The organism is Streptomyces violaceus, from assembly GCF_036014075.1.
Taxonomy (GTDB): domain Bacteria; phylum Actinomycetota; class Actinomycetes; order Streptomycetales; family Streptomycetaceae; genus Streptomyces; species Streptomyces violaceus.
Genome location: NZ_CP107911.1, coordinates 8,140,649 through 8,159,920, shown reverse-complemented (window position 1 = coordinate 8,159,920; position 19,272 = coordinate 8,140,649). Strand labels below are relative to the sequence as shown.

The following is a 19,272-nucleotide window of genomic DNA, read 5'->3' as shown; positions in this document are numbered from 1 at the left end:
CCGCTCACCCCTTGACTCCGGAGCTGGCCATGCCCTCCACCAGGAAGCGCTGGAAGGCGAGGAAGAACAGCACGATCGGCAGCAGCGCGATCACCGACAACGCGAACATCGGGCCGAACGCGGAGGTGCTGGAGGCGTCCACGAAGGAGCGCAGCGCGAGGGTGATCGTGAACTTGTCCGGGTCGAAGAGGTAGATGAGCTGCGTGAAGAAGTCGTTCCAGGTCCAGATGAAGGTGAAGATGGCCGTGGTGATCAGGGCCGGCCGGGTGAGCGGCAGCACGACCTGGAAGAAGCTGCGGAAGGGACCGCAGCCGTCGATCCGGGCCGCCTCCTCCAGCTCGCGCGGCAGGCCGCGCATGAACTGCACGATGAGGAACACGAAGAACGCCTCGGTGGCGAGGAACTTCGGCAGGATCAGCGGCCAGTAGGTGTTCACCAGACCGAGCTGGTTGAAGATGATGTACTGCGGGATCAGCACCGCGTGGTGCGGCAGCATGATCGTGGCGATCATGAAGGCGAACAGCGGCCCGCGGAAGCGGAACCTGAGGCGGGCGAAGGCGTAGGCGGCGAGCGAGCAGCTGATGACGTTGCCGAGGACCGCGCCGCCCGCGATCAGCAGGGAGTTGCCGAGGAGCCGCCAGATGGAGACGTCGTTGACGCCGTCCAGGGCGGTGGAGTAGTTCGACCACTCCAGGCGGCTGGGCAGCAGGTTGAGGCTCGCGATGACCTCGTCGGCGGGCTTGAGCGAGGTGGCCAGCAGCCACGCCAGCGGGTACAGCATGACCAGCAGCGCGGCCAGGCAGCCGAGGTGCACGGCGACACGGCCCCAGCGAACGGGCCTGTGTGTAACGGTCGTAGAGGTCATCGGTCCCCCTCGGAGGCGTAGAAGACCCAGGATCGCGAGGTACGGAACAGCACCGCCGTGACGATGCCGATCACGACGAGCAGCACCCAGGCCATGGCGGAGGCGTAGCCCATATGGGAGGCGACGAAGCCTCGGTCGTAGAGGTACATGGTGTAGACGAGGGTCGAGTCGGCCGGACCGCCCTTGCCCGCGCTGACCGCGAAGGCGGGCGTGAACACCTGGAATGCCTGGATGGTCTGCAGGACCAGGTTGAAGAACAGCACCGGGGACAGCATCGGCACGGTGACCGACAGGAACTGCCGCCACTTGCTCGCCCCGTCCACCGCCGCCGCCTCGTACAGCTCGGCGGGGATCTGCTGGAGCCCGGCGAGGAAGATGACCATCGGCGCGCCGAACTGCCACACCGTCAGCAGCGCGACGGCCAGCAGCGCGTAGCCGGGCTTGTTGACCCAGCCGCCGGTGCCGAACAGGTTGTCCACCGTGCCGCCGTCGTTGAAGACCGCCCGCCAGACCAGGGCGATGGACATCGACGCGCCGAGCAGAGAGGGCGCGTAGAAGGCGGAGCGGTAGAAGCCCTTGCCGCGCTTCATGCCCTTCAGGGCCAGCGCCACGGCGAGGGCGAGGGCCAGTTGCAGGGGCACGGCGATGACGACGTACGTCACCGTCGTCACGACCGAGCGCCAGTAGCGCGGGTCCTCGGTGAACATCTGCACGTAGTTGCGCAGACCGACCCACTTCGGCGGGTTGAACAGGTCGTAGTCGGTGAACGACAGGTACAGCGACACGGCCATCGGCAGCAGCGTCAGGACGGTCGCGCCGAGCACCCACGGGGACAGGAACACCCAGGCGGCGCCCTCGCGTTCGCGCTTGGGGCGGCGCTTCGGGGCGGAGGCGGGGGCGGGCTTCGCCTCCGGGGGGATCGCGGTGGTGGTCATGACCTCAGCTCCGCCTTCGCCTCGGTGACGTAGTTCTCGGCCGCCTCGCGGGGCGACATGCGCGCGTAGGACACCTGGTCGTAGTCGCGCTGGAAGGTGGACTGCAGTGCGTTGTCGCCCGAGGGCGGCGCCTGGGGCGGGTCCTTGAGCTTTCCGTCGAGGGACGTCTGGAAGTCGGCGATGGTCTTGTCGAAGTCCTTCAGCTCCGGGCCGACCGCGTCGCGGATGGTCTCGTTGACGGGTATGCCGCGGCTCGCGCCGAGGATCTTCGCGGCCTGCCGGTCGTTGATCATGAAGTCGACCAGTTGTGCCGCTTCCTTGGGGTGACCGGTGTTGGCCGAGACGCCGAGGAACATGGACGGCTTGAAGTACTGGCCGGGTGTGCCGTCCTCGCCGGACGGCATGGGGGCGAGGGCAACGCCGGTCGGGACGAGGGCGAGGAAACCGCTCGCCGGGGCGTCCCAGTTGGCGTCGGTGACGGACTTGCCGCGCCCCAGAGGGGTGTTCTCGACGGAACCGTCGAGCTGTGTGGTCTGCTCGGCGGGCGAGACGGCGCCCTCGCGGCGCAGCCCGTCGGTGAAGGTCCACCAGCGGGTGAGGTCGCCGGCGGTGAAGCCGAGACGGCCGTCCTCGGTGTAGAGAGCCTTGCCCCTGCCGCGCAGCCAGACCTCGAAGGAGTCCTCGCTCCAGCCGGGGTCGGTCGCCCCGGGCTTGCCGGTCTTCTTCGCCAAGGCGCGCATGGTGTCGGCCCACTGGCTCCAGGTCCAGCTCTCGCCGGGGAGCGGGACGCCCGACTTCTTCCAGGTCGCGACGTCGTAGACGACGGTCTCGGTGCCGCGGCCCTGCGGGATCGCGTACTGGACGTCGTCCACGCGGCCGGTGCCGAGCAGTCCCTGGTCGATCTCGGAGGTGCGCAGTACGGACTTCTGCTTCGCCAGGTCGAGCAGCACACCGCCGGAGGCGTACTGGTCGATCTGGCGGTAGTCCAGCTGCATCACGTCCGGCGCGTCACCGCCGGCGGCCTGGGTGGCGAGCTTCTGCTTGTAGGCGTCGTAGCCGGAGAACGACGTCGTCACGTCGATGTTCGGGTGCTGTTTCTCGAACAGCGCGACGGCCTGCTCGGTGCGTTCCGCGCGGTCGGGGTTGCCCCACCACGTGTAGCGCAGCACGACCTTGCCGCCACCGACGGTTTCCCCGGGTCCTGAACAGCCTGCCAGCACGGCGCACAGTGCCAGTGCGGCGGCCGACGCGCAGAACCCCTTTGTCCTGTGTGTGGGCATGCCGAGGTCACCTCTCCTCTCCTCGGGTTTTCTGTTGGCCCCCCTCGGCCTGTTGCCCCCCTCGGCCCTCTTGCTCGGTTACTCGCCCTGGTAAGGCAGCGTCGTACCGGGCAGGTTGTACTCGTCCCGGCGGCCGCACATGCCGAAGCCGCCGAGCCGGGTGGGCGCGGCCTCGTGGGCGGTGGCCTCGCCGAGATGGACGGGCTCACCCGCCTCCAGCGCGTCGAGCTGGGCGCCGGTGCCTTCGGCGGTGGCCAGCGCACCCGCCCGCCACAGCTCGCGCCAGGTGGGCACCTTGTCGCGCACGAGACGGGCGGCGGCCCGCTGGAACTCCAGGTACGGGCCGCTGTCGCCTGCGTCGAGGGCCTCGCGCAGGACGAGGTAGCCCTCGACGGCGAGGTCCCTGCGGCGCCGGGCGGCCGCTGCCGTCTCCGGTCCCGTGCCGGGCGGCAGCTTCGCGGCGGCGGCGTACTTCTCGGGGTCGGCGAGCACCTCGGGCGGGAAGGTGAACACGGCGTCACCGGCCTCGGGCAGGCCGCTGTTCTGCATCAGCACGGTGATGCGCAGGTCGCCGCCCTGCACCATGCGGTGCACGGTGCCCGGTGTGAACCAGGCGATGGAGCCGGCCGCGAGGGGGATGTCCCGGTAGCCGTCGGGGCTCAGCGTCTGGACCGCGCCCCGGCCGCCGGTGACGACGTACGCCTCGGTGCACACCAGGTGCAGATGCGGGCTGCCGCCGCAGACGCCGTCGGCGGCCTCCCAGTCGTAGGCGCTCAGATGGGACAGGCCGACCGCGCCGGGCAGCGGGTGCGGCAGGGCGGGCTTCGGGTCGCTCACCACGGCAGGCCCTCCAGGTACGTGCCGACCCGGTCGCGGTCCCAGGCGCCGTCGGCGACGACCAGCCGGTAGCGGTAGGCGAAGGACTCGCCCGGCGGGAGCTCGAACTCCTCGAAGAACGCCCAGGAGAAGGCGACGGTCGGGATGGGCTCGGAGCGGACGAACCAGTGCGACTCGTGGATCGCGGACTTCTCGTCGAGGTTCTCGGGGGCGTGCGCGAAGACGAGGGTGGAGTGGCCGTCGACGTCGTCGTGCTCGGTGGTGAAGGCGAGCCACGGACCCTGGGTGCCCATCAGCTTGCCGGCATCGGCGTCGGTGTCCGGGGCGAATGCCGTGCCGCCGGTGAAGTCCCGCGGGCCGCGCCACTGGAGTCCGGTGTAGCCGGCCATCTCACGGCCCGCGGTGGTCGGGGAGCCGAAGGCCAGCGGCTCGGAACGCGTGTTGGTGAGGCGGATCGACCAGTCCAGGGCCCAGGCGCCGGTCTCCTCGTCCACCGAGTGGACGGTCAGGCCGCGTACCTCGCGCGCCCACTCCTCGCCGCCGTTCTCGATCCAGGTGAGCTCCTCGGTGAAGGCGAGGCGGTCGTCCTCGACGGTGAAGCCGGAGAAGCCGTCGTGCCGCATCGAGCCGACGCGCTCGGGCAGGGGCAGATACCCCTGGCCGTGGACGTAGCAGTTGCCGCCCCAGAAGTTCTGGCCGGACAGATGGCTCGCGGTCATCTGCAGGCCCTTGTGCCAGCGGTGGTCGTTGGGGCGGTAGCCGGTGACCGTGCGGCCGGACAGGGTGCGCACGGGATGGGCGTACGGCTTGCGGGCCTCGAACGGATCCGGGTCGGGGCGGTAGACGTAGCGGAGGATCTCCGTGCCATTGGCCGCCGTGACAGCGATGTCCTCGCCGTGCGTGTGGGTGACTCGGATGGTCATGCGCGCTCCTTGGGGGCCCAGTCGGGGTACTCGCCGTGCATCGCCTCGTAGAAGGGGTCGCCGGGGCCGATCTCCCCCGCCCGCACGGAGCGGCCGGTGAACGCCGCCTTGTACAGGGCGGCGGCGAACTCGAGGGTGGCACGGGCGTCCTGGCCGCTGCCCGGTGGTCGGGTCCCGGTGTCGTAGGCGTCGAGGAGCGCGCCGAGCTGGGCCGTGTGCGAGCTGGGCACGTCGTTCGCGGGGGTGCGCCAGGCGGTGGCGCGGTCGGAGGCGACGTGCGGGGCCGGGGTGTAGGCCCAGCTGTCGTTGCTGTGGCCGTACAGGTGGGTGAGCTCGATCGTGGCGTCCGCGCAGTCGACGCGGATGCGGCTCACCTCGTCCGGGGACAGCACGCTGTTCACGACGGTCGCGAGAGCGCCGCCGCGGAAGCGCACCAGCGCTGTGGAGACGTCCTCGCTCTCGGTGTCGTGGACGAGCCGGGCCGCCATCGCCTGGATCTCCTCCCACTCGCCGAGCAGGTGCAGCAGCAGGTCGTACTGGTGGATGCCGTGGCCCATGGTCGGGCCGCCGCCCTCGCTGGCCCACTTGCCGCGCCACGGCACCGCGTAGTACGCGGCGTCCCGGTGCCAGGTGGTCTGGCAGTGCGCGACCAGCGGGGCGCCCAGCTCGCCGCTGGTGATCAGCTCGCGGGCGTGCACGGCGCCGGAGCCGTACCGGTGCTGGAAGACGACCGCCGCGTACGCCCCGGAGGCCTCCTCGGCGGCGGCGATCTCGTCGTACTCGGCGAGCGACAGGGTGAGCGGCTTCTCGCACAGCACCCAGGCGCCCGCCTTGAGCGCGGCCACCGTCTGCTCCCGGTGCAGGGAGGGCGGTGTCCCGATCAGGAGCAGGTCGGGGCGTACGGCGTCCAGCATCGCGTCCACCGAGGTGTACCCGGCGACCTGGTCGCCGGCCAGCTCGCGGAAGGTGTCGAGCCGTTCCTGGTCCACGTCGACGGCGGCTACCAGTTCCACCCGGTCGGAGTGGGCCCGCAGCGCGGGCAGATGGCTCCCGCTGACGATGGCTCCGGTGCCGACGACGGCCACGCGGCGGCGGGTGGGAGACCCTGGGGACACGGACATGCGGCGCTCCTCGGACAACCGGTGGAATGGCGCTTGGAAAGCGCTTGCACTCGGAAGGTGACCCTAGGCGCGGGACCATGTCTGGACAACCCCCCTGCGGCGACCTGCACAAGGTCTGCGCGAGCGTTCTCCCAGCTTGGGGCCTGGATTCCGATTTTCGTCGGCCTCACGGAAACGGCGTTCCCCCGTCTGTCCGCTGGGGTTGACCCCACCACGAACCGGCTGCCAGCCGGAGTGATCGGGAAGCGGCCCGCCCCTACCGTTCTGTCGCACCACATCCCCCTCGGCATGTCCACGTCGGACCGCCGAGGGACAGTCGCGACAGAGAGGACAGCCCCGTGCTCCGCTTATCCCGCTCCCCGGGATCTGTGAGAAGGGCCGCCCTGGCCCTGACGACCGCCGCTCTCGCCCTCACCGCACTGCCCGCCACGGCGACGGCCCGCCCGGCCGGGACGGCCCCCGACCCGCTCGCCCGCTACCACCACCAGCGCCTCGTCTGGAAGAGCTGCGTGCTCGGTCCTCAGGACACGACCGGCAAGGAGCTGCGGCAGGCGGGCGCCCGCTGCACCGACGTGACGGTGCCGCTGGACTACTCGGACCCCGGCGGCCGCACGATCACCGTCGCGATATCCCGGATCCGTGCCACCGACACCGATCGCCGCGTCGGGCCGCTGCTGCTCAACGGCGGCGGCCCCGGCGGGCCGTCGCTCGGCGACCCCCCGTGGGTGCGCAAGGCGATGAAGGACGTCGCCGCACGCTACGACGTGGTGGGCGTCGACCCCCGATTCATCGGCCGCAGCACACCGCTGGACTGCCGCTGGCCGACCGGCTCGGCGTGGCGCGGGGCGGGGGCGGACCGGGCCGGCTTCGACCGCATGACCGCGTTCGCGAAGGAGCTCGCCGAGCGCTGCCGCGGCAACGCGGGCGATGTCCTGCCCCACGCCACGACCCGCAACACCGCGCGCGACATGGACGTCGTCCGGGCCGCGCTGGGCGAGCGGCGGATCTCCTACCTGGGCTACTCGTACGGCAGCTACCTCGGCGAGGTGTACACCACCATGTTCCCCGGCCGCACGGACCGGGTCGTCCTGGACGGTGTGATCGACCCGGACCGCTACGGGCCGAGGCTGCTGCGGGGCGTCGAGCGGGCCAACCGGCACGCGCTGGAGGGGTGGGCGTCCTGGGCCGCCGCACGCGAGGCGACCTACGGGCTGGGCGGGACACGGGGCGAGGTACTGGCCGCCGTGGACCGCGTCCGGAAGACCTCTGCCCGCACGCCCCTGCGGCTCGGCGACCACCGGCTGGACGAGCACGTGATGCCCATGGTCGTCTTCAACGGCCTCTCCCAGCACAACGACGCCGCCTACGGTGACTTCGCGCAGGGCGTGCGGGACATGCTGCGGGCGTCTCAGGGGCAGCGGGTCACACCGTCCCCCTGGCTCGCCGGGGTGCTCGAGTTCACGCTCACGGGCGCCGACTCCCCCTACGGCAGCGCGCAGACGGCGATCCTGTGCGGCGACGGCACCGCGCCTCGTGACCCGGAGGTCTACTGGCGCGACGTCCAGCGCGGCCGGGCGCAGGACCCGCTGTTCGCGCCCGTCACGCACAACATCAACCCGTGCGCGTTCTGGGACCGGCCGCGCGAGCGCCCGACCACGATCCGCGACGACCTGCCCGCCCTCCTCGTCAACGCCACCGGGGACCCGCGCACCGACCACGAGGGCGCCAGGACGGTGCGCGGCACGTGGCCCTCCTCGCGCCTGGTCACGCTGAGCGGGGCCGATCAGCACGCGGTGTACGGCGTCTACGGCGAGCCGTGCGTCGACGACACGGTCAACGCGTACCTCGCGACGGGCCGCCTGCCGGCGAAGGACGTCGACTGCGCCGCACGGTAGGAACTCGCTGCTCGGGCGGTTCTCGGGCCGATGGGTGCCAATCTGCGGCTCGTCGAGGCGCGGTGGGTCCAAGGGCCTGTTGTGACGCTGGCCCGTGTCCGCAAGGTCCCGTCGTCCGCCCGGAAGGCGGGGCCCGCGGCGTCGTGGGGGCACCTCCCGGTCGAGCGCAGCCGAGACTGGGGGAGCGTGCTCTCGGCGTGCCGGACGGAATCCCTCCTATTGGATCCCGGTGAGGCGAGTGGGGGGAGGTGCCAGGCGTCCCGGGACAGCACACCTAGGCGCGTACCTCGCCCCCCGGCCGGAGCGCGGTGGGGCCGCGGAAGCGGTAGCGGCGTTCGGGGCGGCCCGCCACGCCGTAGCGCAGGGAGACCTCCACGCGGCCGACGGTGTGGAAGTGCTCCAGGTAGCGGCGGGCGCTCACGCGGGAGACGCCGGTCAGGGCGGCGCACTCGCTGGCGGACAGGGTGCCGTCCGTCTCGCGCAGGGCCCGCTCGACCAGCTCGGCGGTCTCCACGCTCATGCCCTTGGGCAGGGCGGCGACGGGCGTAGCCCCTCCGGCGGCTCCGGCAAGCACTCGGTCGACGTCGGCCTGGCTGCGCACGACCGTGCCGAGCAGCCGGCCGCGCCGTTCGGCGTAGCGCTCCAACCGGGCGCGCAGCTCCTCGGACTCGAACGGTTTGAGGAGGTAGTCGACGACCCCGTGCCGGACGGCACCGCGGACCGTCTCGGCCTCCCGGGCGGCGCTGACGACCATGACGTCGCAGTCGTGGCCCGCGGAACGCAGCCGGGGGATGACGTCGAGGCCGAAGATGTCCGGCAGGTGCAGGTCGAGCAGCACGAGGTCGGGGCGCAGCGCGTCGGCGGCGGTGACGGCCTGTGCGCCGGAACCGGCGACGCCGACGACGCGGAAGGAGTCGACGCGCTCGACGAAGGCGCGGTGGACCTTGGCCACCATGAAGTCGTCGTCGACCACGAGGACGTCGATCGTGCCGGTGCCGGCGGATGTGCGGGGCTCGCTGGTCATCGGGTCGCTCCTTCCGTGCCGGGGCCGCCCATCATGGCGCCCACCTGCGGTGAGGGAAAGAGATGTGCACGGGTGCGGTCCACGGGGCCGGGGGTGCGCACGGCTGTTCCGGCGACCGCAAAGACCAAAACATCCGTTGGTTCCGCAAGAGAGACAGCCGTCGGCGCCCGGGGCAGCATGTGGCCCACGTCACCCTCCCCCACAGGGCCTTTACCTACCCGCATCGACGTACCGACAGGTGGTGGCACTCGTGCGCCTGCGCACTCCCCTGGCCCTGCTCGGGGCCGCCGTGCTCGTGCTCGTCGGACCGCCGCTGCTGACCACCGGCAGCGGCACCGAGACCGGCACACAGATCCCGGGCCTGCGTTTCATGGTCCCCAACACGCCCGGCGGCGGCTACGACATCACGGCCCGTACGGCCGCGAAGAACGCCGAGGACGCCGCACTGACCCACAACATCGAGGTGTTCAACCTGCCCGGCGCGGGCGGCACCGTCGGCCTGAGCCGGCTGGTGAGCGAGCACGGCAACGGCAAGCTCGCCATGTCCATGGGCCTCGGGGTCGTGGGCGCCGTCCGTTCCAACGACGCGCCGAAGACGCTCGGCGACACCACACCGATCGCCCGGCTCACCGAGGAGCAGGACGTCGTCGTGGTCGCCAAGGACTCCCCGTACAAGACGATCGACGACCTGATCGGCGCCTGGAAGGAGAACCCGGGCAAGCTCCCGGTCGGCGGCGGTTCGTCGCCCGGCGGACCCGACCATCTCGCGCCGATGCTGATGGCGCGGGCCGCCGGTATCCCGCCGAAGCAGGTCAACTACATCCCCTTCGACGGCGGCGGCGAACTGCTCGCCTCCATCCTCGGCAACAAGGTCGCCTTCGGTGTCTCCGGTGTCGGCGAGTATCTGGACCAGATCAAGGCGGGCGAGCTGCGCCTCCTCGCGGTCACCGGCCCGAAGCGGGTCGACGGGCTGGACGGGCCCACGCTGAAGGAGGCCGGCTACGACGTGAACTTCACCAACTGGCGCGGCATCGTCGCCCCGCCCGGCCTCACCGACGGCGAGCGGGACAAGCTCGTGCGGCTCGTCGAGGAGCTGCACGGCTCCGACGAGTGGCGGAAGTCCATGAAGCAGAACGGCTGGGACGACGCCTTCCTCACCGGTGACAAGTTCGGCGCGTTCCTCGACGCCGAGGACAAGCGCGTGGTTTCGGTGCTGAAGGAGCTGGGACTGTGACGACGCAGACCGACATTCCCCCCGCCGAGACCGGCGGCGAACGGCGCTCGTGGCTGCGCGAGCACTCCGAACTCGGCGTGTGTGTGCTGCTGCTGGCACTGGGCGTGCTCGTCCTGACCGACGCGCTCACCATGGACGTCGACATCGCCCAGCGCGGTCCCGTCGGCCCGAAGACCGTGCCGATCGTGGTCGGCGCCGGGCTGCTGGTGATCGCCGCGTTGCTCGCCGTGGACGTCCTGCGCGGCGGCCGGGGGCAGGCCGAGACCGGCGAGGACGTCGACCTGTCCGAGCCCGCCGACTGGCGCACGGTGCTGCTGCTCGCCGGAGTGTTCCTCGGCGCGGCCGTCCTCATCGAGCCGCTCGGCTTCCCCATAGCGGGCGCGCTGCTCTTCTGGGGCGCCGCGTTCGCGCTCGGCAGCCGCAGGCTCGACCGCGATCCGCTCATCGCGGCCGGGCTGACCCTCGTCACCTACACCGTGTTCAACAATCTGCTCGGAGTGCCCCTGCCCGGCGGTCCGCTGATGGGAGTGCTGTGACATGGATGCCTTCAACTCCCTTCTGGACGGCTTCGGTACGGCCCTCACGCCGATCAATCTCCTCTGGGCCGTCATCGGTGTGCTGCTCGGCACGGCGATCGGCGTACTGCCGGGCATCGGCCCGGCGATGGCGGTCGCGCTGCTGCTGCCGGTGACGTACGGGCTCGACCCGATCGGCGCGTTCATCATGTTCGCCGGCATCTACTACGGCGCGATGTTCGGCGGTTCGACCACCTCCATCCTGCTCAACACGCCCGGTGAGAGCGCGGCGGTGGTGGCGGCCATGGAGGGCAACCCCATGGCCAAGTCCGGGCGCGGCGCCCAGGCCCTCGCGGCGGCCGCCGTCGGGCACTTCGCGGGCGGCCTGATCGGCACGCTCCTTCTCGTGGCGCTCGCGCCGACGGTCGCCAAGCTGGCCGTGGACATCGGCGCGCCGGACTACTTCGCCATCATGGTGCTGGCGTTCATCGCGGTGACGTCGGTGCTGGGCTCGTCCCGCATCCGTGGCCTCGCCTCCCTGCTCATCGGCCTCACCCTGGGCCTGGTGGGCCTGGACCAGATGACCGGCCAGCAGCGCCTGACCTTCGGCTCGCTCCAACTGGCCGACGGCATCGACGTGGTGATCGTCGCGGTCGGTCTCTTCGCGATCGGCGAGGCCCTGTGGGTCGCGGCGCATCTGCGGCGCAGGCCGCCCGAGCCGATCCCGGTGGGCCGCCCGTGGCTGGGGCGCGGCGATGTGAACCGGACCTGGAAGTCGTGGCTGCGCGGGCCGTTCATCGGCTTCCCGTTCGGCGCGATCCCGGCGGGCGGCGCGGAGATCCCGACCTTCCTGTCGTACGTGACGGAGAAGCGCCTGTCCAAGCACAAGGACGAGTGGGGCAAGGGCGCCATCGAGGGCGTCGCGGGGCCGGAGTCGGCGGCGTCGGCATCGGCGGCGGGCACCCTGGTGTCGATGCTGACCCTGGGCCTGCCGACCACGGCGGTCGCGGCCGTCATGCTGGCCGCCTTCCAGCAGTACGGCATCCAGCCCGGGCCGCTGCTCTTCGAGCGCGAACCCGACCTGGTGTGGGGCCTGATCGCCTCCCTGTTCGTCGGCATGGTGCTGCTGCTCGCGCTCAACCTCCCGCTGGCGCCGGTGTGGGCGAAGCTGCTGCGCATTCCGCGGCCGTACCTGTACGCCGGGATCATGTTCTTCGCGGCGGTCGGCGCGTACGCGGTCGGCGGCGAGGTGATCGACCTGGTGATCCTGCTGATCATCGGCCTGATCGGCTTCGGCATGCGCCGCTACGGCCTGCCGGTGCTGCCCGCGGTCATCGGCGTCATCCTCGGCCCGAACGCCGAGCAGCAGCTGCGGCGCGCCCTGCAGATCAGTGACGGCAGCGTGTCCGGTCTGGTCAACACGCCGTTCGCGGTGACCGTGTACGCGGTGATCCTGGTCCTGCTGGCCTGGCCGCTGCTGAAGAAGGCGGTGACGCGGGGGCGCGTGGAGGCCTGAGACGCTTCAAGGCCTGAGGGCGTGGCTCATCCGAGCCACGCCCTCTCGGCATCTCTCACGGCGCGACCGACTCCCGAGTGCCGTCCGGGAACCGGATCTCCACTCCCCCGTCGGCCCCGGCCCGTACCCGGGTCCCCTCGACCACGGCGTGCCTCGCGGGGTCGGCGCTGAGCACGACCAGCGTCACCAGGAGGTGGGTGCCGCCGGGGTGGGACGGCAGCGTCAGGAGCGGTGTCGCGGAGTGGTGCCCGTACGCGTTGGCGCCCACCGCCGCTACGACGGTGCCCTCGTCGTCGCTCCAGCCGTGCAGGCCGACGAGCGCGCTGGTCAGACCGTCCGTGCGCCGGGCGCGTGCCCAGCCGGGGCCGGTCCGGGCCGTCGGCGGTGCGGTGTCGTCGGCCACGGCCCAGCCTCCCTCGCGCACGGGCGTGCCGGGGGGCGCGTCGACGCGGTGCACCCGGACCTCCCAGGGGCCGTGCACCACGCTGACCGTCTCGATGCGGTGCCCTGCGCCACTGCCCGGGAGCAGGGCCCGGTGCCAGGAGGCGGCATGACCGCCCTCGACGCCGAGGGGGTGGATACGACCGCGCGGGGTCGGTGTGCCGTCGGGGGCGAGCAGGGCGATGTGGTTGTCGGGGCCCGGGTGCGGAGCCGTAGGGGTCTCGGGGGCCGTGGCGCTGGAGTAGGCGAACCGGGCGTAGTGCGGACTGTCCTCGGCCGTTGCCGGTGGGGGCGGCAGGCGGTCGCTGCCGTGGTTGACGAGCCGTACGATCCCGTCGGTCGCGGTGGAGTGCAGCAGCCAGCCCGGGGCGGGTAACGCGTGGCGTAGGTCGGCCGATTCGACCGGGCCGGGTTCCTCGGTCGCGGTCCACACCGGGTGGTCGGCGGGCAGGAGCAGGCCGAGGAAGGCCTTGCTCGCCCAGTACGGGGAGGCCGGGCCCGAGTACCGCTGGGTGACGGGGAGGAAGGGCCCGTACCAGCCGAGCGTGAGCAGCCCGTGCTCGTCGGGCACGCCCCGCTCGGCGAAGTGCCTCAGCGCGCCGGAGGCGAGGCGGCGGGTGCGGCCGGGCGGCAGCGGAGTGGCGTCGGCGAGAACACCCGCCCACAGGGGCGCGGTCGTCGCGAAGCGATAGGTGAGCGAGCGGCCCTGGTGGACGGGGGCCCCGTCGGCGCCGAAGAAGTGCTGGTGGTCGTGGAGGAACGACCGCAGGCGTGCCCGGTGGGCCGCCACCGGCCCCGGGTCGGCGCGCGGTCCCGCGATACGGGCCCAGAGCACCGGATACAGGTGCAGGGCCCAGGCGTTGTAGTAGTCGAACTTGCGGCCGTCGCCGTCGGTGTACCAGCCGTCGCCCCGGTACCAGTCCTCCAGGCGGGCCAGCCCGGCGTCGATCTCGCGGCGGCTGTGCGGGGCGCCGACGGAGGCGAGGAACTCCTCGGTGATGACCTGGAACAGCCGCCAGTTGGAATCGTTCACCACCGCTCCGACGAAGCCGCCCAGCCAGTCGGCGATCCGTTGCCGTACGCGGTCGTCGAGCCGGTCCCAGATCCACGGGCGGGTCTCGTGCAGGGCGATCGCGAGGGACGCGGCCTCGACCATGGGCTGGCCCCGGTCCGTGATGGGCGGCCAGCGGTCGGGGCCGTGCGGGTCGGTGCCGGCCGCCAGCCCGGCCGCGTACCGCTCGATGAGTCCCGGCTGCTGTCCGCCCGAACCGGCGATACGGAAGGCCGCCAGCAGAAAGGAGCGGGCGAAGCCCTCGAGACCGTCCGACCAGGGCCCGGAGTGGCTGGGCGGTCCGGGGAGCCGGTACTGGGCCAGGCCCGGGGAGGCGTACGGCAGCAGGGCGTCCAGGAGGCGGTCGGCGATCGCCTCCCAGTGGGCGCGGGTCCAGCCGGTGACGGGCGAGGCCAGCGGGTCGGGGGGTGGCAGCTGGGGAAGGTGGGGGAGGTGCGTCGGGTCAGGGAGCGACACGTGCGGCGCGCTCATGCGGGTGCGGTTCCTCCGTTGGTCACAGGGCACGCCCGGGCGGGGGCGCGCCGACACTGTCGCGGACGACGATGTGGGTGCCGAGCAGATGGTGGGCCCCGGCGGCGTGCTCGGGGTCGCGCAGCGCGATGCGTACGGCGGCGCGGCCGAGTTCCTCCGCGGGGGTGCGGACGGTGGTGAGGGGCGGGTTGAAGTCCTCGGCGAGCGGGATGTCGTTGTAGCCGACGACGGAGATGTCACGGGGGACGCTCAGCCCGCTGTCGGCGATCGCGCGCAGGGCACCGGCGGCGACCATGTCGTCGCCGGCGAAGACGGCGGTGAACTCCCGTGTCCGCTTGAGGAGTTCGGTCATGGCCCGGTGTCCGGCGGCGCGGCCGAGTCCGCAGTCGACGACGTGGGCGGCCTCGGGCGGCAGCCCGTGCTCGGCGAGGGCGGCCCGGTAGCCGGCGACGCGGGCGTCGAGGGCGGTGTTGCCGGGCAGTCCGCCGAGGAAGACGATCCCGCGGTGCCCGGCCGAGAGCAGATGGGCGGTGACGGCGCGGGCCCCGGCCTCGTTGTCGAACTCGACGACGAGCGCCGGGATCTCCGGGTCGGGCGCAGGCCGGCCGCAGAGCACGAGCCGGGCTCCGGAGGAGTCCAGGGCATGGGCGTAGTGGGCGACGCGCTCGCGGTAGGCGTCGTCCTCGACGACTCCGCCGACCAGGATCACCAGCCGGGCGCCCTCCTCCCGCATGAGCTGCACGAACTCCATCTCACGCTGGGCGTCCCCGCCGGTGGCGCCGACCACGCAGAGCCAGCCGCGGTCGGCGGCCTCCGCCTCCACGCCCTCGGCGACCTGGGCGTAGAAGGGGCTGGTGACCTGGCGGACCACGACGGCGGCCATCTTGCGGCCGCCGCCCACCAGGGCGCGGGCGTGCGCGTTGGCCACGTAGTCGAGGTCGCGGGCCGCGCGCAGGACCCGGGCCCGGGTCGCGGCGGGCACCGGGTGGTTGCCGCTGAGCGCGCGGGAGGCGGTGGCCGTCGACACGCCCGCCCGCTCGGCGACCTCGCGGATCGTGACCCGCCCCTTGGACACCATGTCGTTCCCCATCCCCCGCGTCTCCTCTTCCGCCCACCGCTGTTCAGGTGTTGGCCGCGTAGTCCTTCGCGTATTCCTCGGCCATTCTGTCGCCGCCCCGGCTCCGCCACTTCTTCACCGTCGCGTCCCACTCGGACAGCGGCAGCCGCCCGGCGATGATCCCGGTGGCGGTGTCGTCGAGAAGGGTCTGGAGGGTGGCGCCCTGGGCATTGTGCGTCGTGGACTGAAGCCCGAACGCGGCGTTGCGGACGGCGTGCGGTACGACCTTCCGCTGCCAGGTGTGCAGGGCGCGCACGGCATCGGGCATGCCGGGCACGAACAGCACCTGGGGTCCTTCGGCGAGGTACTTCAGCGGCAGGTTGGTGTTGTTCTCCACCTCGCCGAGCTTGGTGTACTCGGGCGAGCCGTCCTTGGCGCGGGTGAAGTGGACGCCTTCGACGCCGTAGTGGACGAGTTCCCACTCCTCGCTGCCGAAGGGCGCGGCGAGGTAGTCGAGGATGCGCAGCAGCAGTTCGACGCGCTCCTTCTTGGCCTTCTTCAGGATGGTGTAGCCGAAGGAGCGGCGGGCGGCGACGATTCCGCCGGGCTCGCCGCCGACGCTGTACGGGAGGGCGGCCGCCGGGCTCATCTTGCCCTCGGACTCACGGTACTTGGGCAGGTAGGCGCCGAACCCGTCCTGCATGGAGCCGACGGTGCCGTTGTAGTAGAGGGTCGTCAGGTCGATCTGCGAGATGGACGTGGCGTCGGGGTGGTAGGAGCCGTTCTTGCGCAGCTGTGCCCGGAAGGCGATCGACGCCTTGTAGCGTTCGTCGGCCGCCGCCGGGAGGAAGATGCCGTTCTCGGTGACGGCCCAGCTCTGGGGCGCGTTGTGGGCGGCGGAGTGGTAGCCGTTGCCGAACCCTGACTGGGCGGCGGCGCCCAGCATGTACGTCTTCCCGCGCGTGCCCCGCCGCGCCACGGCGGTGAAGTCCTCGGCGGTCCAGCCCTCCTTCATGCCCGCGTCGGCGAACATGTCCTGGTTGATCCACAGGGTCGAACCGGGCAGCGGGCGCTCCAGGGGAATGCCGTAGACGCGGCCGCCGACGCGGCCCATGTCGCGCCAGGCGTGGGTGGGGATGTTGGCGAGGTTCGGGTAGTCGGCGATCGCGTCGCCGGACAGGTAGGGCGTGAGGTCCTGGGCGCGCCGCTGCACGAACTGCGCCTCGCGGGGCAGGGTGAAGCCGGAGAACATGTTGATGATGTCGGGCAGGGCTCCGGCGTCGCCCGCCATGACCGTCGCCATCTTCTTCTGGTAGTCGGCCTGGGAGATGATCGTGTACTCGATCTTCACGCCGAGGGCCTTCTCCACGGCCGCCCAGAACCGGTTGGCGGAGGCGGGCTTGGGCGGAGTACCGAACGAGACGGTCATGACACGGACGGTGGAGCCGTCGCCCGGGGTGCGGGAGACGGACTTGACCAGGTCGGAGGGGTAGGACGTGTATCCGGCCTGGACGCCCTCCTCGGTGGGGGCGAGGTCGGGCTTCGGGCCGGTGGCGGGACGGTGGGCCGGCCAGGGGGCGAGCTTCTTCCCGGCGTTGGAGACGTCGCCGTCGCCGGATCCCGAGGAGCAGGCGGTCAGCAGACCGGGGACGGAGACGGCGGCACCACCGGCGGCCACGGTACGCAGCAGGGTGCGTCGGGACATGCTGGGCATGGGTGAATCACCTCGTGTCGGCTTGGGTCAGCTCTTGATGGCGCCGGTGAGCACGCCCTTGGTGAAGTACTTCTGCAGGAACGGGTAGACCAGCAGGATCGGCACGGTGGCGATCACGAGCACCGCCATCTGCACGGTCTGCGGAGCGGTGACGGTGGCTTCGCCGGTGGTCGCGTCGGTGAGTCCGGCCCCGGCCACCACATAGGTGCGCAGGACCTGCTGGAGCGGCCAGTGGTCGCTCTCCAGGTACAGCGAGGCGTAGAACCAGGAGTTCCAGTAGGCGACGGCGTAGAACAGGCCGACGACGGCGAGTGCGGCCTTGGACAGCGGCAGCACCACCGACACCAGCACCCGCCAGTCCCCCGCCCCGTCCAGCCGGGCCGCCTCGTACAGCTCCTCGGGGATCGACTGGAAGAAGCCGCGCAGCACGACCAGGTTGAACACGTTGACCAGGACGGGCAGCACGAGCGAGGCGTACGAGTCGAGCAGGCCGAGTTCCTTGACGAGCAGGAAGCTCGGGATCATGCCGGGCGGGAAGAGGAACGTGAACAGCACCAGCAGCAGCACGGGTTTGCCGCCGAAGACCCCCGGGCGGGACAGCGCGTAGGCCAAGGTCACCGTGCAGGCGAGGCTGAGCAGGGTGCCCGCGATCGTCACGCCCGCGCTGACGCCGAGGGCGTGGGTGACGATGCCGCCGTCGAAGATGTCGCGGTAGGCGTCGAGCGTGGGCTCGGTGGGCCACAGCACCCAGCCGCCGTTGTCGACGACCTCCTGGGTGGAGGCCAGGGACGTCGACACGATCACCAGGAACGGCACGCACACCAGCAGCACAACCGCGGCCAGGGCGAGCGCCTTCGCGGTCTGGGTGAGCGGCCGGGGTTTCTCCATCCAGCCGGGCCGGGCGGACGCGCTCACCTGTAGACCCCCTGTTCGCCGAGGCGATGGGCGACCTTGTTGGCCGCGTAGACGAGCAGGGCGCCGACGAGCCCCTTGAACAGGCCCGCGGCCGCCGCGAAGCCGTAGTCGCCGCCGACGATGCCCTGGTAGTAGACGAAGGTGTCGATGACCTCGGCGGTCTGTGGTCCGACCGCGTCGCGTTGCAGCAGCATCTGCTCGAAGCCGACGGAGAGGATGTCGCCGAGCCGCATGATGAGCAGCAGCACGACGACCGGGCGGATGGCGGGCAGGGTGACGTGCCAGAAACGCCGCCAGGGTCCGGCGCCGTCGATGGCTGCCGCCTCGTACTGCTGCTCGTCGACCTGGGCGAGCGCGGCGAGGAAGATGATCGTGCCCCAGCCGGCGTCCTTCCAGATGACCTGGGCGACGACGAGCGGCCGGAAGGCGTCCGGGTTGCCGATGATGTCGACGGTGTGCAGACCGGCCCCGCTCAGGCCGCTGTTGAGCAGGCCGGTGTCCCCGAGCAGTTGCTGGAACAGCGCGACGACGATCACCCACGAGATGAAGTGCGGCAGATACGCCACCGACTGCACGAACCGGCGCACCGAGCTCCAGGTGAGGGTGTGCAGCAGCAGGGCGAGACCGAGCGGCACCGGGAAGTAGAAGACCAGCTGGAGGACGGCGATCCAGAGGGTGTTGAGGACCGAGTCCCAGAACGCCGCGTCCTCGAACATGCGCTGGAAGTTGCCCAGACCCACCCAGGGGCTGCCCAGGAGGCCGTCGAACGGCACGTACTCCTTGAACGCGATGACGTTGCCGGCGAGGGCGCCGTAGTGGAACAGCAGGAAGTAGGCGACACCGGGCAACATGAGCAGGAACAGTGCCCGGCTCTGAAAACCTTTACGCTTGCGCTGCACCCCGTCGGAACCACGGCGGGAGGGACTCACTCCCTCTACACCTGCTCGTTCCCGTAAGTCAGTTGCCACGGCTCCCCCTCACCTCGGCGTGTCCGGTGAAGGAAAGTTAAAACGCTTTCACAACGCGGTCAACACTTCTGACACGGCCGGGACTTCACGCCCCACGTCACGCCTTCACGCTGAGAGCAGCCCCCGGCCGAACCAGTCGGAGGACGAGCGCACGGCGGGCAGGACGAAGAAGTAGCCGCCACCGGTCGGGGAGATGTAGTCACGCTGTTCGTCCTCGTCGTGGAAGTCCTCGCAGCCTGGGCCACGGCAAGACCGACCGAAGCCTCCGGTGGCGGCCGGCGTGGACCCGGCTGCGGGCGGCAGCGGTCCCGCGTACGACGCCACGCTGGCGGCCTGGGCCTTCGACCGTGTGCTCGCCCGGCCATCGGGCCCGACCACCGGGCCGTCGTCGCCCCGGCCGAGAGGAACTGGACCAGGCTCTCTCCGGCCTCGACGGCCTATCCCTGGACCGGCTCGTCTACGACGCCCCCTACCGCTGGGTCGGCGTGC

Annotated in this window: 17 protein-coding genes; 4 read left to right on the top strand and 13 right to left on the bottom strand. The window is 71.5% G+C overall.

Annotation, left to right across the window (positions count from 1 at the left end):
• Positions 1-4: 4 nt before the first annotated feature.
• The 6 genes from OG542_RS36780 to OG542_RS36755 form a co-directional block, all read right to left on the bottom strand.
• Complete coding sequence (locus OG542_RS36780; protein ID WP_193478622.1) at positions 5-865, bottom strand: carbohydrate ABC transporter permease; 861 nt, start codon at positions 863-865, stop codon at positions 5-7.
• Positions 862-1,800, bottom strand: coding sequence for a carbohydrate ABC transporter permease (locus OG542_RS36775; RefSeq protein ID WP_328416680.1), 939 nt, complete (start codon positions 1,798-1,800; stop codon positions 862-864). Before OG542_RS36775 ends, OG542_RS36780 begins: the two co-directional genes overlap by 4 nt.
• A complete protein-coding gene (locus OG542_RS36770; RefSeq protein WP_328416678.1) occupies positions 1,797-3,080 on the bottom strand; it encodes an ABC transporter substrate-binding protein in 1,284 nt (427 codons plus the stop codon). The genes OG542_RS36775 and OG542_RS36770 overlap by 4 nt, the downstream gene beginning before the upstream one ends.
• Before the next feature lie 78 nt (positions 3,081-3,158).
• Positions 3,159-3,920 (bottom strand): cupin domain-containing protein, encoded by a 762-nt coding sequence (locus tag OG542_RS36765; protein WP_328416676.1) that lies wholly within the window; start codon positions 3,918-3,920, stop codon positions 3,159-3,161.
• On the bottom strand, positions 3,914-4,840 hold the full coding sequence (locus OG542_RS36760) for a DUF6807 domain-containing protein (protein ID WP_328416674.1): 927 nt from the start codon (positions 4,838-4,840) through the stop codon (positions 3,914-3,916). The genes OG542_RS36765 and OG542_RS36760 overlap by 7 nt, the downstream gene beginning before the upstream one ends.
• Positions 4,837-5,961: a Gfo/Idh/MocA family protein gene (locus OG542_RS36755; RefSeq protein WP_328416672.1), complete on the bottom strand. Its 1,125-nt coding sequence runs from the start codon at positions 5,959-5,961 to the stop codon at positions 4,837-4,839. Before OG542_RS36755 ends, OG542_RS36760 begins: the two co-directional genes overlap by 4 nt.
• Before the next feature lie 368 nt (positions 5,962-6,329).
• Here OG542_RS36755 and OG542_RS36750 point away from each other — a divergent pair, with 368 nt between their 5' ends.
• On the top strand, positions 6,330-7,856 hold the full coding sequence (locus OG542_RS36750; protein WP_328416670.1) for an alpha/beta hydrolase: 1,527 nt from the start codon (positions 6,330-6,332) through the stop codon (positions 7,854-7,856).
• Between the two features lie 274 nt (positions 7,857-8,130).
• On the opposite strand, the gene OG542_RS36745 is transcribed toward OG542_RS36750, so the two are convergent.
• Entirely contained in the window at positions 8,131-8,880 is a 750-nt protein-coding gene (locus tag OG542_RS36745; protein WP_328416668.1) for a response regulator, read from the bottom strand.
• 250 nt (positions 8,881-9,130) lie between these two features.
• On the opposite strand from OG542_RS36745, the gene OG542_RS36740 reads away from it, so the two are divergent.
• From OG542_RS36740 to OG542_RS36730, 3 genes are read left to right on the top strand one after another with little or no spacing between them, the layout of a single operon-like run.
• On the top strand, positions 9,131-10,114 hold the full coding sequence (locus OG542_RS36740; protein ID WP_328418255.1) for a Bug family tripartite tricarboxylate transporter substrate binding protein: 984 nt from the start codon (positions 9,131-9,133) through the stop codon (positions 10,112-10,114).
• On the top strand, positions 10,111-10,650 hold the full coding sequence (locus OG542_RS36735) for a tripartite tricarboxylate transporter TctB family protein (RefSeq protein WP_328416666.1): 540 nt from the start codon (positions 10,111-10,113) through the stop codon (positions 10,648-10,650). Before OG542_RS36740 ends, OG542_RS36735 begins: the two co-directional genes overlap by 4 nt.
• A gap of 1 nt (position 10,651) precedes the next feature.
• Complete coding sequence (locus tag OG542_RS36730; RefSeq protein ID WP_328416664.1) at positions 10,652-12,145, top strand: tripartite tricarboxylate transporter permease; 1,494 nt, start codon at positions 10,652-10,654, stop codon at positions 12,143-12,145.
• 55 nt (positions 12,146-12,200) lie between these two features.
• Here the strand turns inward: OG542_RS36730 and OG542_RS36725 are convergent, their stop codons facing one another.
• From OG542_RS36725 to OG542_RS36700, 6 genes are all read right to left on the bottom strand, one after another.
• On the bottom strand, positions 12,201-14,129 hold the full coding sequence (locus OG542_RS36725; protein WP_328416662.1) for a DUF2264 domain-containing protein: 1,929 nt from the start codon (positions 14,127-14,129) through the stop codon (positions 12,201-12,203).
• Positions 14,130-14,151: 22 nt separating this feature from the next.
• Complete coding sequence (locus OG542_RS36720) at positions 14,152-15,219, bottom strand: LacI family DNA-binding transcriptional regulator (protein WP_385866993.1); 1,068 nt, start codon at positions 15,217-15,219, stop codon at positions 14,152-14,154.
• Positions 15,220-15,250: 31 nt separating this feature from the next.
• A complete protein-coding gene (locus tag OG542_RS36715; protein WP_328416660.1) occupies positions 15,251-16,900 on the bottom strand; it encodes an extracellular solute-binding protein in 1,650 nt (549 codons plus the stop codon).
• Between the two features lie 27 nt (positions 16,901-16,927).
• Positions 16,928-17,815 (bottom strand): carbohydrate ABC transporter permease, encoded by an 888-nt coding sequence (locus OG542_RS36710; protein WP_311129823.1) that lies wholly within the window; start codon positions 17,813-17,815, stop codon positions 16,928-16,930.
• Positions 17,812-18,666 (bottom strand): ABC transporter permease, encoded by an 855-nt coding sequence (locus OG542_RS36705; protein ID WP_261680089.1) that lies wholly within the window; start codon positions 18,664-18,666, stop codon positions 17,812-17,814. Before OG542_RS36705 ends, OG542_RS36710 begins: the two co-directional genes overlap by 4 nt.
• 222 nt (positions 18,667-18,888) lie before the next feature.
• The gene (locus OG542_RS36700) at positions 18,889-19,161 is read right to left on the bottom strand and encodes a hypothetical protein (protein ID WP_328418342.1); all 273 of its coding nucleotides are present in this window, start codon (positions 19,159-19,161) and stop codon (positions 18,889-18,891) included.
• Positions 19,162-19,272: the final 111 nt, after the last annotated feature.